The organism is Pseudomonas sp. NPDC090203 (assembly GCF_044746765.1).
Classification (GTDB): Bacteria; Pseudomonadota; Gammaproteobacteria; order Pseudomonadales; family Pseudomonadaceae; genus Aquipseudomonas; species Aquipseudomonas putida_AD.
In genome coordinates this window covers 1-14,254 of sequence record NZ_JBIVCV010000025.1, presented here as the reverse complement: position 1 = coordinate 14,254, position 14,254 = coordinate 1, and the positions used below count along the sequence as shown (strand labels likewise).

The following is a 14,254-nucleotide window of genomic DNA, read 5'->3' as shown; positions in this document are numbered from 1 at the left end:
CCGCCAAGGACGCGGCGTTCACCGTTTCAGTCCAGGAGCCTGCCAAATGTCCCTCGCTGTCAACGAAATCACCAAGACCAACGCCGTTGTCGATGGCAAATCAGACGCCCTCTGGGGCGACGCCGTCGACCGCGCCAAAGCCAAGGATGCCGGCATCGAATGGCAACTGCCCAAGGATGACCACCGCACGGTCGAACAGATCATCGACGACAGCCCGCTGCTCAAGAACCTCGGCAACCAGAGCGGCGTGAAGGACAAACTCAAGGAGCGCGTCGGTGATTTCGAAACCGACCGTGACGCAGCCTATCGCGCCACGCAAGTGCTCGATCACATCGAGCAACTGGACGAGGGCGGCAGCCGCATCGCGGGCAAGGACGTGAACAACGGCAGGGTCGACGGCTTCACCAAAGGCGGCGATGCCAAGCACGGGACCGAGGCCGGCCGTCTCCAGGACTTCGGCAAGTACGGCTTCGAAAACCTCAAGGGCGAGCTTAAGCACATTGAAACGGCGGGCGACAACAGCGCCGCCAAAGAGAAGGCCGAGGCCCTGGGCATCAAGTGGGAGCGCCCGGAAGGTGACACCCGCTCGGCCCAGGACATCATTGACGACAACCCGCTGCTGAAGAACCTGGGCAACCAGAGCGGCGTGAAAGACATGCTCAAGGAGCAGGTCGGCGACTTCGAAAAAGACCCCGATGCAGCCTTTCGCGCAAGCCAGGTGCTGGATCGCATCGTCGGCTACGACGAGAACGGCAAGGTCCTCACCGGCGATGACGTCGCCAACAGCAGTGTTGACGGCTTTACCAAAAGCGGCGAAGCCAAGCACGGCACCGAAGCCGGACGCCTGCAGGATTTCGGCAAGTACGGCTTCGAATCGCTGCCCAAGGCCCAGGCCAGCGAAGACATCGCAAGCTACAAGGATTACCTCAAGGCCAAGCCGGATGCCGATGCCGGGTCCAAGGAGATCGCCGAGTACGCGGCGATCCTCGAACAGAAGTACGACTCGATCCGCGGCAAGACCGACGCCGGCGATACGCTGACCGCGCAGAACATCAAGGATTACAAGGACGCCAATCCGCAGCTGTCCGACAAGGAAAAGGCCGCACTGGATTTCTGGTCGCAACCGGGTGCGTTCAAGATCCTTGATACGTCCAGCAAACTCCTGGCCGGCGGCGCTGACGGCAAAGCCAGCAAGGCGGACATCCAGACCTGGCTGAAGGATTCCGCCCCGGCCGACGCCACCGGCCTGAGCGCGCTGCTGTCAACTGTCGTCTCGGGCAACGTCACGGCGAATGTCGACACCAGCAAACTGGGCAAGGACGTCTTCGAACATCCTGAAAAATATTCCGCAGAAGAAAAGGCCGCCGTGCTGCTCGATCTGCAAAACGCCCAGAAGCTGGTGATCGAGGGCGCCAAGGCCGGAATGTGGGGGGATGACTACGGCAAGGTGGCGATTGCCAACGGATCTGGCGCGTTCTGGGAGCCGGACAAGGTCCTGCAGGACATCAACGACCACATGAGCATCCTGCAGAACGACAAGCCCACGGCCGAGTACATCAAGAACAAGGGGGACGAGTCGATCAAGTCGCTGTTCGACTCCAGCCCGGGCCTCAAGGACGCCGTGACCAAGACCTACGAGGACCAGATCAAGTCCGGCAAGGCGCTGGACGCCGCGTGGGACGCCTCCACCCAGGACGGCAAGACCAACCAGCCCGAAGCACTGGCCAATTTCTATGCGACAGCACAGAGTTACCAGTCGATGCTCGGCATCAGCGATCCCGCCGATATCCAGGCCGCCGTGGGCAAGTCATCCCATAACGAAGCGATCCAGGCGTATTACAAGGACTCGCTGGCCTCGGGCGACCGCCTGCGTGAACTGCTAAAGACCGAAACCCCTGAAGCGGCCGGCAGCACGTTCAGCCTGGAAGTGGCACTGTACAACGGTGCGCTGGACCCGGAGTTCACCAACCAGTTCGACAAGCAGCTCAACGACAACTTCTCCAGCATCGCTCAGGAAAACGCCTTCAAGGGCTCGAGCTTCGACGACCTCAAGGCCGCCTATGGCAAGGATGGCGGCGCCGAGCTGGACGAAGACAAGCTGCGCGAGCGCATCGACCAGATCCGCAACGACTCCCCCGAACTGCTGATGAACGAAGACGGCAGCGTTGCCACCACCGATCAGATCGTTGCGGGTTTCCGTGGCAACTGGGACATGTTCCGTCAGGGCACCAAGTTCCTGGACAAGATGGGCAAACTGTCCGACTTCGACCCAAGTGGCGATGCCAAGGGCGCCTACGGCAGTGGCACCCTGCATGCCGTGAGCGGCCTGTTCCTGGCTGGCGTGACCATCGCTCGCGGGACCCAGAACGGCGGCAAACTCTCGGACAAGAATATCTCCGACATCACCACCGGCTCGGTACAGACCACCACCGTGCTCACCGAAGGCGGCTCCAAGGCCTATCAGCAGTACCTGGACGGCGCGATCGAGAAAGGCAATAAACTGGTCGCCGACAATAACCTGCCCGCCGACCAGCTCGACAAGATCAAGGACAACGTCAAGGACGGCAAGAACTACAAGAACATCGCGAAGAACTTCGAAGAGAGCGCCAAGGGCATTGGCGGCCTGGCCGGCATCGCAGCGGGGGCGTACGGCATCTTCGACGGCGTGCAGGCGATCCGTCGAGGCGACACACTGACCGGCGGCTTCGGCATCACAGCAGGCTCGCTGGGTATCCTGGCAGGCTCGGCGTCGGTCGCAGAGGGCAGCATGGCGCTGCTGGGCGTCACGCGCTTCCTGCCCGCAGTGGCTTCCGTGGCGGGGGCCCTGGGCTTCCTGGGCGCTGGCGTGGCGGTGCTCGGGGCGATCATTCCGGGGCTGGTCAAAGAGGGCCAACAGCAAGCCAAGGCCGACGACTTCGCCCAGGTGCTGGGCGGCTCGATCGAACGCTATGGCATCGACGGCGTGAAGGACGGCACCATCAGCGACATCCCGACCAAGGATTGGCCGGGTGGCGAAACCTGGACCTCATGACCTGATCAAGCGTCGCCATACATCCTGTAGGAGCGCGCTTGCCCGCGATAGCCATTTGTCAGTCACGCTCAATGTGACTGGCAAACTGGATCGCGGGCAAGCGCGCTCCTACAAGGCATGAACGTCACTCTTATACATCGGACAAAAAAATCCCCGGGCCATGACCTGGGGATTTTTTTGTAACCAGCGCTTTGAAATCAGTTGCTCGGACGCTGCTTGGTCGAGTCCAGCTCAGCCTTCTTGCCGGTGGTCAGCTCAGTGATCTGCGCCGACTTGGCGATGGCCAGATCAAAGGTGTCCTGCATCTTGGCGATAGCATCGGTCGCCGTGCCGTTCAGACCGCCGCTGGCTGCCCATTCGAAGTTCCACACGCCCGACAGGTTATCGGCACCGGCCACGTCATGGGTCTCGATGGCGGTGAACACATCCGGATGACGCTGCATGTACTGCGCCGCGCTCGACACATCGGCAGGCACCTTGCCCGACGTATCACTGGCCAGCTTCGCCAGATCCTGGCTGGTGATCGCACCCTTGCCGTTCTGCTTCATGTAATCGGCAATGATATTGCTGGACTTGGCGATGTTCAACTTGTCATCGAACGCCGTCGTCGAGGATTTCTGGCTGCTTGGCTGGTTGCCGGTAGGCGATACGGTACTCATTGCGCTGCTCCCTCACTCGAATGATGGCACCGTCACACTAACGATACCCCGCCGAGGACGTTAGCATGGGCAAATCGCCTTTATTGCGGGGCTTCACAACGTTTCACAGGGTGGGAGAGATTTCACAAAAAGCGGCGCTTCCGCCACTGAATCAGACCGCATCCCGCGTCAGCACAAAGGAGCTGAAACGCACAAAATCGTCGAGATGCTGAGTGATGATCGCCACCGTGATTGGCAACTGCAGCGTCTGGTATTCGTGGACTGCGATGTTCCTGAAGCCGACCATGTTCTTCATCGTCGTGAGCAACGACGCCTCCAGCCAGCCTCCCCTGCACAACAACTCAAAGACGTCCCGAGCGCTTTGAGGAATGCCCAGGCGTTCCCGGCGGATGAGATGCTGGCCCATGTCCAGGGCGGCTGCGTTGGCCCTGAGAATATTGAGCATGGCAGCGTCCTGACGGGACGGGTCTGATTCGAACGTGGCAGGATCCTTCTCATATTCCTCGCGTGCTCGGGCTACGCAGCGCGTGATGATCGCGGCTTTGCTGAGGAGTAGATCGTCTTCCATGGGGATTTGCCGTCCGTGTGATTCTGGGTTCCGCAATTGGCTAAGGCGATGCTTGGGGGATTGAACCCTGCTGGCCTGCTCAAGAAACAAAAAAGCCCCAGAAGCATAACTTCTGGGGCTTTATTTGTAATGGCGGAGAGATAGGGATTTGAACCCTAGGTACTGTCGCCAGTACAACGGATTTCGAATCCGTCCCGTTCGGCCACTCCGGCATCTCTCCAACGGCGCGCATCATAACAGCTTGGGGTGAAAACGCGAACCTTTTTTTCAAAATTTTCGCGTTTTTTCAGATGCTTGCGGCGGTTTCTCTTTTAGAGAGGCACGCCCAGACGGTTGGCCACTTCTTCGTAGGCTTCGATGACGTCACCGAGGCCCTGGCGGAAGCGGTCCTTGTCCATTTTCTTCTTGGTGTCCTTGTCCCACAGGCGGCAGCCGTCCGGGCTGAATTCGTCGCCCAAGACGATGGAGCCGTCGCTGAACACGCCGAATTCCAGTTTGAAGTCGACCAGGAGCAGGCCTGCGTCGTCGAACAGTTTGCTCAGGACTTCATTGACCTTGAGCGACAGTTCTTTCATGCGTACCAGTTGCTCGGCGGTGCCCCAGCCGAACGCCACGACGTGGGATTCGTTGATGAACGGGTCGCCCTTGGCGTCGTCCTTCAGGAACAGTTCGAAGGTGTACGGGTTGAGCTTCATGCCCTCTTCGACGCCCAGGCGCTTGACCAGGCTGCCTGCGGCGTAGTTACGCACGACGCACTCGACCGGGATCATGTCGAGCTTCTTGACCAGCACTTCGTTGTCGGCCAGCAGTTTGTCGAACTGGGTCGGAATGCCGGCCGCTTCGAGTTTCTGCATGATGAAGGCGTTGAACTTGTTGTTCACCATGCCCTTGCGGTCGAGCTGTTCGATGCGCTTGCCGTCGAACGCCGAGGTGTCGTTGCGAAACAGCAGGATCAAGCGGTCAGCGTCGTCGGTCTTGTAAACCGACTTGGCTTTGCCGCGGTAGAGTTCTTCACGTTTTTCCATGATGGGCTCCGCTTGCAGAAATGTTCGGGGCAGGTGCCCTTTAAAAATAGACGGGCTGTCGCCCATTCGGGATGTCAGGCGATTTCGCGCCAGTCGAGCCCACAATCTTGATCGGCCAATTGTAGCCAGTCCGGATCGCACCCGAGGGTGTCGACGAAACATTGCCGGGCCAGGTGCGGCAGGTTGTTCTTGCTGCTCAGGTGGGCCAGCACCAGGTGTTGCAGGCCCTGCCATCCCAGCTCGCTCACCAGGCTTGCGGCCTGGTGGTTGTTCAAATGTCCGAATTGCCCGCCAACCCGCTGTTTCAGGAAGTACGGGTAATGCCCTCGTGCCAGCAGGTCACGGCAGTGGTTGGACTCGATCATCAGCGCATCCAGCCCGCTGTAGCTGGCCAGCACCGAGGGGCAGTACGAGCCCAGGTCGGTCAACAGGCCAAAGCGGCGGCGCCCGTCGTTGAAGACGAACTGTGTCGGCTCCAGCGCATCGTGGGCCACCGAGACCACATCGATGTTCAGGCCGCCGATCTGCACGCCCTGCCCGGCCACCAGCTTCATTCCCGCCTCGACCGGCTTGCGCATGCCACGCAAGGTGCCGTCACTGAGATAGACCGGTACATCGTAGCGCCGGGACAGCAGACCCACGCCATGCACGTGGTCGGCATGTTCGTGGGTCACCATGATGGCGCTCAACTGATGACCGCTGACGCCCAGCCTGTCCAGCCGACGTTCGGTTTCCTTCAGGGAGAAACCGCAGTCGACCAGGACGTACGTGTCGTTGCTCGCAACCAGCGTGCCGTTGCCACGGCTGCCGCTGCCAAGAACCGCGAAACGCACTTAGCCGAGGTTGTCTTGAATGACGCTCAACACGCGACGGGCAATTTCAGCCGGCGCCACGGTATTGATGTTCTTCTCGACGGTCACTTGAACGTTGTCGCCAACCTTGCTCAGGCGCACCTGATAGCGCTCGGCACGGGCTTCTTTCTGTTCCTTGGTCTCTTCACTGCCAAACATGCGGGCGAAGAAGCCAGGCTTGTTCTCGGGCTTGTCGGCCTTTTCCGCAAGGTTGATGTAGTACAGGCCCAGGCTGCGGTTGATGTCTTCGACGCGCCAGTCACCCTGGTTCAGTGCACGACCTACGCTTGACCAGGCGCGATCCAGGTCGGCGCCCAGGTTCAGCACCGGGTTGCCGCTACCGTCTTCGGACAGCGAGACGCGGCTCGGGGTGTCGTAATCACGTGCGGCCAGCAGGGACACCGAACCGCCCTTCTCGGCAGTGCGGCTCAGGCTAGCCAGCATGTCGTCGGTCAGGACCGAATCCAGGCCGACGTTGGTGCTGCGAGAAGGGAAGGCAGGCTCTTCGCTGCTGCCAGCCGGACGCTGGACGCTGACCACGTAGATTTCACTGGTGTTGCGCTGCACGCCCGGTTCGATACGAACACGTACGCGGGTTTCGGTGCTGGCGCTGTCACCCGCCCCGGCCAGGCGCTTGCCAACCGATGCGGACAGTTCGTCTGCACGCTGCCAGGTGGTGTTGAATTCGCCAGTCTGAGGACGGTCTTCGGCGATGCGGAAACCGTTGTCTTCAAAATACTGGTGGACCACCGGCCAGACTTCGGCAGGTGCGCGCTGCGCCAGGACCCAGCGGTTGTCGCCGCTCTTCTGCAGCGAATAGTCGCTGGACTCGGCAACGGTGGACAGCGGCTGCGGACGCGGAACCTTGAATTCACCCTTCTGGGTGTCATCGGCGACGTTGCGCGGAATCGGCAGCAGAGGGTCCAGGCGCTTGGCTTCCTGGATGCCTTCAGGCAATTGCATCGGTGGTTTCTGGGTCGCTTCCAAGTAATCGCTGCTGCGATCACGGAAGTAACCGTCCTGCCCGAACAGCCAGCTGCAACCGCTGGTGCTGGAAATGATCAAGGCTAGTGCGGAAAGTCCGGCCAGTCGCTTCATTGCGTAGTGCTTCCTCATTAAACCAAAACACCGGACTGACGCAGGGCCTGACGTACCGGCTCGTGGCAGGACTCGCTGAGCCAGGTGAGCGGCAGACGGATACCGTCCGGCATCATTCCCATCTCATGCAGGGCCCATTTCACGGGGATAGGGTTGGATTCGATGAACAGGGTCTTGTTCAGCGGCATCAGTTTTTCGTGGATGGCGCGGGCGGTGACGGCGTCACCGGCCATCGCGGCGCGGCACAGGTCGGCCATGGCACGCGGTGCGACGTTGGCGGTCACGGAGATGTTGCCCTTGCCACCGAGCAGGATCAGCTCCACGGCGGTCGGATCATCACCGGAGTAGACCAGGAAGTCGCTGTCGACGCCGGCCAGGATGTCCTTGGCACGCTGCAGGTCGCCAGTGGCTTCCTTGATGGCGATGATGTTCTTGATCTTCGACAGGCGGATCACGGTCTCGGCTTTCATGTCGCAGGCGGTGCGGCCTGGCACGTTGTAGAGGATCTGCGGGATATCGACGGCTTCGGCGATGAACTTGAAGTGCTGGTACAGGCCTTCCTGGGTCGGCTTGTTGTAGTACGGGGTAACCAGCAGGCAGGCGTCGGCGCCGGCGGTCTTGGCGTTGCGGGTCAGCTCGACCGCTTCGTGGGTGGAGTTGGCACCTGTGCCCGCGATCACCGGAATGCGACCGGCGACCTGCTTGACCACGTGACGGATGACTTCGATGTGTTCGTTGACGTCCAGCGTCGCCGACTCACCTGTAGTACCGACGGCAACGATGGCGTCGGTGCCCTCTTTCAGGTGAAAGTCCACCAGTTTGCTCAGGCTGCCCCAGTCAAGACGACCCTGTGCATCCATAGGTGTGACCAGTGCCACCATACTGCCCGCAATCATGCAAACCGCTCCTGCCGGAAAAAGAGAGGGGTAATGGTACTGGCGCCATCAACCTTGCACAAGCGAAGTACCACGGTTTCAGCCGCCGAGAGCATTCCCCTCGGCGACGGTTTTCGCTACCCTTCGGTCTTTGATCGGTACCGGTCATCTGCGCAGCTCGTCCGAGAGTTCGTTTTCTTCACTACAAACCCCGTTCCAGCAGTGCTGCCGCCCGATGCGAGAGGCTGCACGGGCACGGGTTCCAGTCGAAGCCACGATCGATACTTTCACCGAGTCCGCCGCACCGACCCACAATGTACCGACCGCTCATCGCTTAGGAATGCTGCATGTCGTCCATCCCCACAGTTCGCGAACAATTCCTTGTCATCAGTGCCCTTGGGGCCAACCCGATGGAGCTGACCAACGTCCTGTGCCGCGCCAGTCATGAAAACCGTTGCTCGGTAGTCAGCTCGCGCCTCACTCGCCATGGCGAATGCAGCGCGTTGATCCTGCAGGTCTCCGGCAGCTGGGACGCCCTGGCGCGCCTGGAGACCGGCCTGCCGAACCTGGCCAAGAAGCATGCGTTCACCGTCAACGTGGTGCGCAGCGCCTCGCTGGAAAGCCGTCCGGAAGCCCTGCCTTACGTTGCGTACGTAAGCTCGGCCTACCGCCCGGACATCATCAACGAGCTGTGCCAGTTCTTCATCGACCACCATGTCGAGCTGGAAAACCTGATCTGCGACACCTATCAGGCCCCGCAGACCGGCGGCACCATGCTCAATGCGACGTTCACCGTGACCCTGCCGGCCGGCACCCAGATCAGCTGGCTGCGTGACCAGTTCCTGGACTTCGCCGACGCCCTCAACCTCGATGCGCTGATCGAACCATGGCGCCCGCAAGCCCCAATGTAAGGACATCCCATGGCTGTAGAACTGGACAAACCCGTTGCCGACTTTCAGGTACAGGCCACCAGCGACCAGATGGTCAGCCTGTCGGCCCTCAAGGGCCAGCAAGTGGTGATTTACTTCTACCCCAAGGACAGCACGCCAGGCTGCACCACCGAGGGCCAGGGCTTTCGCGATCAGTTCGCGGACTTCAAGGCGGCCAACACCCTGGTGTTCGGCGTGTCCCGCGATGGCCTGAAATCCCATGAGAATTTCAAGGCCAAACAGGCATTCCCCTTCGAGCTGATTTCCGACAAGGACGAGGCGCTTTGCCAGCTGTTCGACGTGATCAAGCTCAAGAAGCTGTACGGCAAGGAATACATGGGCGTTGATCGCAGCACTTTCCTGATCGACAAGAACGGTGTGCTGCGCAAGGAATGGCGTGGGGTGAAGGTACCGGGGCATGTGGCCGCGGTGCTGGAAGCGGCTCAGGCGCTCAACAACGCCTGACACCCCCTGTAGGAGCGCGCTTGCCCGCGACGGCGTTGTGTCAGTCACACGAAGTGATTCAGACCGGACGCCGTCGCGGGCAAGCGCGCTCCTACAGAGATTGCGTCATGCCTCCTACAACAACGGCGCTACCGTCGGCTCGTTGCGTGGCCAGGCATCCAGCACGGCCTTGAACAGGGTCGCCAGCGGAATCGCGAAGAAAATCCCCCAGAAGCCCCACAGCCCGCCGAACAACAGCACCGCGCAGATGATCGCCACCGGATGCAGGCTCACCGTCTGCGAGAACAGCAGTGGCACCAGCACGTTGCCGTCCAGCGTCTGAATGATCCCGTAGACCGCCATCAGATAGATGAACTGGTCGCTCCAGCCCCACTGAAACAGCGCGATGAAGGCCACCGGCACCGTCACCACGACCGCACCCACGTACGGCACCACGACGGAAATGCCTACCAGCATGGCCAGCAGCGCCGAGTAGTTGAGCCCCATGGTGACGAACGCGATGTAGGTGACTGCGCCGCAGATAAAGATCTCGATGACTTTTCCACGGATGTAGTTGGCGATCTGCCGGTTCATCTCTTCGGCGACGCGAGTAATCAGCGTACGCTCACGGGGAAGGTATCCTCGGACCCAGCGACCAATCATCCGACGGTCCTTGAGGAAGAAGAACACGAGGATCGGCACCAGCACTAGGTAGATCATCATGTTGACCAGCAACGGCAGGCTGGACAGCGAGAACGTCAGGGCCCACTGGCCGAACTTGCCGATTTCGCCACGGGCGGCCTCGATGGCCTGCAGCACTTGCTCGTCGGACACCAGGTGCGGATAGCGCTCGGGCAACAGCAGCAGCAGAGACTGCCATTTCGCGAGCATGCCCGGCAGCTCGTTGAACAGCGTAATCATCTGATGCCAGAGCAACGGCACCAGCACCAGCAGGAACAACGCCAGCGCCCCCATGAACAGAGCGAAGACCACCCCGACCGCACCGCCTTCAGGCATGCGCAGTCGTTCGAGCTGAACTACCATCCCCTGCATCAGGAAGGCCAGCACCAGACCTGCCAGTACCGGGGCCAGCATGCCGCCCAGCGTGAGGACGATGGTGAACGCCAAGACAAGCAGCACCGCCAGCACCACGGCTTCTTCATCCGAGAAGTAGCGCTGCATCCAGTCGCGAAGCACTTTGAACATCAATGATCCTTTGAAGCGAGGGGTAGGAAATCGTCAGGCCTTGCGTAGCCAGTAGCGATAAATGCCGTCAGCCACTTCTTCATGTAACAGCGCATGCCCGGCCAGTCTGGCAAAGCTGCGAAAATCCCGTTGCGAGCCGGCGTCGGTGGCGGTGACCTTGAGTACGGCACCACTGGCCAGGCGGTTGAGTTCCATCTTGGCCTTGAGCAGCGGCAGCGGGCAATTCAGGCCGCTGGCATCCAGCTCGGCATCACAGGTCGCAGGACGACCTACAGCGTCAGACATCGTTTCTCTCCGGGTAGACACATCCAATTACACAGAAACCGCAAATAGCATGAAGAAGAACATTCCTACAGGTTTTCAAGAATACCCCACTCTGGTCAGCAAGCCATTGAGCCAGCTACAGTAACCCCTTTCTGCCTCAGAGTTTTGTGCATGACTTTTCTGCGCCCCGCACTGCTGACGCTCGCTTGCCTGATGGCAACCCCGACTTTCGCGGACGATCTGCCCTCGCTCGGCGATGCCAGTTCCTCCGTCGTCTCGCCGCAACAGGAGCATGACCTGGGCCGCGCATGGCTGGGCCTGTTGCGCGCGCAGGTCTCGCAGTTGTCCGATTCGCAACTGAAGGACTTCGTCGAAACGTCGGTCTATCGCCTGGCCGAAACCAGCCAGGTGCAGGACCGGCGCCTGGAATTCATCCTGATCAACACCCCGGAAATCAACGCCTTCGCGGCGCCCGGCGGGATCATCGGGGTCAACGGCGGGCTGTTCCTGCATGCCGAGACCGAGGGCGAGTACGCAGCGGTACTGGCGCACGAACTGGCGCACTTGTCACAACGCCACTTCGCTCGCGGGGTGCAGGCGCAGCAACGCATGCAGGTGCCGGTGATGGCGGCCATGCTGGCGGGCATCGTCATGGCCGCTGCCGGTGCAGGTGACGCCGGTATTGCCGCCATCGCCGGCTCTCAGGCCGCGGCCATCCAGGAGCAGGCGCGCTTCTCCCGGCAGAACGAGGCCGAAGCGGACCGCATCGGTATCCTCAACCTGGAAAAAGCAGGCTATGACCCACGCAACATGCCGACCATGTTCGAGCGCCTGGCGCGCCAGTACCGCTATGACGCCAAGCCGCCTGAATTCCTGATGAGCCACCCGGTGACCGAGTCGCGTATCGCCGACACCCGCAACCGCGCCGAACAGGCCAAGCCGGGGGGCAAGGAAGACAGCCTCGCGTATCAACTGATGCGTTCGCGGGTCATCCTGATCTATGAAGAAACCCCGGGCGTGGCAGCCAAGCGCTTCCGCGCGCAATTGACCGAGAACCCGAAAAACGACGCGGCGCGCTACGGCCTGGCCCTGGCGCAGACCAAGGCCGGCCAGTTGAATGAAGCCCGCGAGAGCCTCAAGCCATTGCTGGACAAGGCCCCGGACAACATCACCTACAACCTGGCCGCCATCCACCTGGACATCACCAACAATCGCCTGCCTGACGCCCAGCAGCGGGTCGACCGGATGCTGGACATGTATCCCGACGACTACCCGCTCAACCAGGCAAAGGTGGATGTGTTGCTCAAGCAGTCCAAGGCGCCTGAAGCACTGAAGGCCCTTGAGACCCTGCTCAAGAGCCGTTCGGACGATCCGGATATCTGGAACCAGGTGGCCGATGCTCGTGGCCTGTCGGGCAACACCATCGGCTCACACCAGGCCCGCGCCGAGTACTTCGCCTTGATGGGCGACTTCAAGCAGGCCATCCAGCAACTGGAGTTCGCCAAGCGCCGGGCGAACAACAACTTCCAGCTGGCTTCGCGAATCGATGCGCGGCAGCAGGAAATCATCGCCCAGGAGCGGGCAGTCAAAGAGATGATGAATTGACCCTGTAGCAGCCCGGCCGGGCGGCGTTCCGCTTGCCGGCGGGGGCGATTTGATAGGCGCCCCCGCCGGCAAGCCGTGCTGCTACGGAACAGGCAATCAGGCGTTACCGGACAGTTTCAACCGGGCAGCCTGGGTGAAGTCCAGCATGCGCTGCAGCGGGCGCACGGCGTTGGGGATGATCGCAGGGTCTACAAAGACTTCGTTGGTCCCCTCACGCAGGCACTGCAGCGTGCGCGCCAGGGTATTCATCGCCATCCACGGGCAGTGCGCACAACTGCGGCATGCCGCGCCATTACCGGCCGTAGGGGCCTCGATGAACACCTTGTCCGGGCACAACTGCTGCATCTTGTAGAAGATGCCCCGGTCGGTCGCGACGATGAAGGTCTTGTTCGGTAAGGTCTGCGCAGCCTTGATGAGCTGGCTGGTCGAACCGATGGCATCGGCCAGGTCGATCACCGATTCTGGTGACTCAGGGTGCACCAGGATCGCCGCATCCGGGTACAGCGCCTTCATGTCTTCGAGCTGGCGCGACTTGAACTCTTCGTGAACGATGCATGCACCGTCCCACAGCAGCATGTCTGCACCGGTCTGGCGCTGGATGTAGCGACCCAGGTGCTTGTCCGGGCCCCAGATGATTTTCTCGCCGTTGTCCATCAGGCTCTCGACGATCTCCAGCGCGCAGCTTGAGGTCACCACCCAGTCCGCCCTCGCCTTCACCGCTGCCGAGGTGTTGGCGTACACCACCACCGTGCGCTCTGGATGCTGATCGCAGAATGCGGTGAACTCATCCACGCCACAGCCCAGGTCCAGCGAGCAGGTCGCCTCCAGCGTCGGCATGAGGATGCGTTTCTCTGGGGTGAGGATCTTTGCGGTTTCGCCCATAAAGCGCACACCGGCCACCAGGACGGTCTTGGCGGGATGGTTCTTGCCGAAGCGGGCCATTTCGAGGGAGTCCGACACACAGCCGCCGGTTTCTTCAGCCAGCGCCTGAATCACCGGATCGCAATAAAAGTGCGCAACCAGTGCGGCGTCCTGGGCCTTGAGTTCGGCGGCGATCAGGCGTCGGTATTCGGCTTCTTCTTCCGGGGTCAGTGGCTTGGGCTGCTTGGCGTCTAGATGCGCCTGTACCAGAAGGCGTTCGGAAATCTGTGTCATGTTCGCAGAACCTGAATGCGCGCGAGCGCGAACGTCGAGTTTACACCTGAACAACAGGCAACAAAAAAAGCGGGAAACCCTCACGGTCATGAAGCTTCCGGCTTTGAAGCGGCCGCGAATGTATCACGTAACCTGTTGAGCGATCACTTACCGGCGGCACGGCACCACGAACCTGTAGGAGTGAGCTTGCCCGCGATGGCGGTGGGTCAGGCGGTGCGGTGGTGTTTGTCCTGGCGCAATCGCGGGCGAGCCCGCTCCTACAGGGGTCAGGGGCCGCATTCGGACGAGGACGGACCTGAGATCGCCTCGCCGGCAAGCCGGACTGCTACGGGATAGGCGCCACAACTTGTAGGAGCGCGCTTGCCCGCGATGACGGTGGGTCAGGCGCTGCGGTGGTGTTTGTCCTGGCGCAGTCGCGGGCAAGCGCGCTCCTACAGGGCGGCATCAGTGTGGAAAACTTTTCCAGGCGCAAAAACAAAACCCCAACCGCGTTAGCGATTGGGGTTCTGGAATTTAATCTTGACGATGACCTACTCTCACATGG

General features: G+C 61.0%; 13 protein-coding genes and 1 tRNA gene. 4 read left to right on the top strand and 10 right to left on the bottom strand.

What is annotated here, in order from left to right:
* Positions 1-46 precede the first annotated feature (46 nt).
* Positions 47-3,031, top strand: a complete 2,985-nt coding sequence (locus ACIPO9_RS27665; RefSeq protein ID WP_400784491.1) for a type III effector HrpK domain-containing protein — start codon at positions 47-49, stop codon at positions 3,029-3,031.
* Positions 3,032-3,228: 197 nt separating this feature from the next.
* Here the strand turns inward: ACIPO9_RS27665 and ACIPO9_RS27660 are convergent, their stop codons facing one another.
* From ACIPO9_RS27660 to dapA, 7 genes are all read right to left on the bottom strand, one after another.
* The gene (locus ACIPO9_RS27660; protein WP_400784511.1) at positions 3,229-3,690 is read right to left on the bottom strand and encodes a hypothetical protein; all 462 of its coding nucleotides are present in this window, start codon (positions 3,688-3,690) and stop codon (positions 3,229-3,231) included.
* Between the two features lie 151 nt (positions 3,691-3,841).
* Positions 3,842-4,258: a DUF86 domain-containing protein gene (locus ACIPO9_RS27655; protein ID WP_400784489.1), complete on the bottom strand. Its 417-nt coding sequence runs from the start codon at positions 4,256-4,258 to the stop codon at positions 3,842-3,844.
* Positions 4,259-4,388: 130 nt separating this feature from the next.
* Positions 4,389-4,478: transfer RNA gene (locus ACIPO9_RS27650), tRNA-Ser, on the bottom strand.
* Between the two features lie 91 nt (positions 4,479-4,569).
* On the bottom strand, positions 4,570-5,283 hold the full coding sequence (gene purC, locus ACIPO9_RS27645; RefSeq protein WP_085710248.1) for a phosphoribosylaminoimidazolesuccinocarboxamide synthase: 714 nt from the start codon (positions 5,281-5,283) through the stop codon (positions 4,570-4,572).
* 74 nt (positions 5,284-5,357) lie between these two features.
* The gene (locus tag ACIPO9_RS27640; RefSeq protein WP_274134561.1) at positions 5,358-6,116 is read right to left on the bottom strand and encodes an MBL fold metallo-hydrolase; all 759 of its coding nucleotides are present in this window, start codon (positions 6,114-6,116) and stop codon (positions 5,358-5,360) included.
* The gene (gene bamC, locus ACIPO9_RS27635) at positions 6,117-7,232 is read right to left on the bottom strand and encodes an outer membrane protein assembly factor BamC (RefSeq protein WP_400784488.1); all 1,116 of its coding nucleotides are present in this window, start codon (positions 7,230-7,232) and stop codon (positions 6,117-6,119) included. It lies immediately after the preceding gene.
* Positions 7,233-7,249: 17 nt separating this feature from the next.
* Positions 7,250-8,128, bottom strand: coding sequence for a 4-hydroxy-tetrahydrodipicolinate synthase (gene dapA / locus ACIPO9_RS27630; RefSeq protein ID WP_400784486.1), 879 nt, complete (start codon positions 8,126-8,128; stop codon positions 7,250-7,252).
* Positions 8,129-8,454: 326 nt separating this feature from the next.
* Between dapA and ACIPO9_RS27625 the strand changes: the two genes are divergently transcribed.
* The gene (locus ACIPO9_RS27625) at positions 8,455-9,018 is read left to right on the top strand and encodes a glycine cleavage system protein R (protein ID WP_274134556.1); all 564 of its coding nucleotides are present in this window, start codon (positions 8,455-8,457) and stop codon (positions 9,016-9,018) included.
* A gap of 9 nt (positions 9,019-9,027) precedes the next feature.
* Entirely contained in the window at positions 9,028-9,501 is a 474-nt protein-coding gene (locus tag ACIPO9_RS27620) for a peroxiredoxin (protein ID WP_400784484.1), read from the top strand.
* A 114-nt stretch (positions 9,502-9,615) separates the two neighbouring features.
* Here ACIPO9_RS27620 and ACIPO9_RS27615 read toward each other — a convergent pair whose 3' ends face one another.
* On the bottom strand, positions 9,616-10,686 hold the full coding sequence (locus ACIPO9_RS27615) for an AI-2E family transporter (protein WP_400610855.1): 1,071 nt from the start codon (positions 10,684-10,686) through the stop codon (positions 9,616-9,618).
* Positions 10,687-10,719: 33 nt separating this feature from the next.
* Positions 10,720-10,971 carry a sulfurtransferase TusA family protein gene (locus ACIPO9_RS27610; RefSeq protein WP_400610857.1) on the bottom strand — a complete coding sequence of 84 codons (252 nt, stop codon included), beginning with the start codon at positions 10,969-10,971 and terminating at the stop codon, positions 10,720-10,722.
* 150 nt (positions 10,972-11,121) lie between these two features.
* On the opposite strand from ACIPO9_RS27610, the gene ACIPO9_RS27605 reads away from it, so the two are divergent.
* A complete protein-coding gene (locus ACIPO9_RS27605) occupies positions 11,122-12,555 on the top strand; it encodes a M48 family metalloprotease (protein ID WP_400610859.1) in 1,434 nt (477 codons plus the stop codon).
* A gap of 96 nt (positions 12,556-12,651) precedes the next feature.
* Here the strand turns inward: ACIPO9_RS27605 and nadA are convergent, their stop codons facing one another.
* Positions 12,652-13,710, bottom strand: a complete 1,059-nt coding sequence (gene nadA, locus ACIPO9_RS27600) for a quinolinate synthase NadA (protein WP_400784483.1) — start codon at positions 13,708-13,710, stop codon at positions 12,652-12,654.
* Positions 13,711-14,254 lie beyond the last annotated feature (544 nt).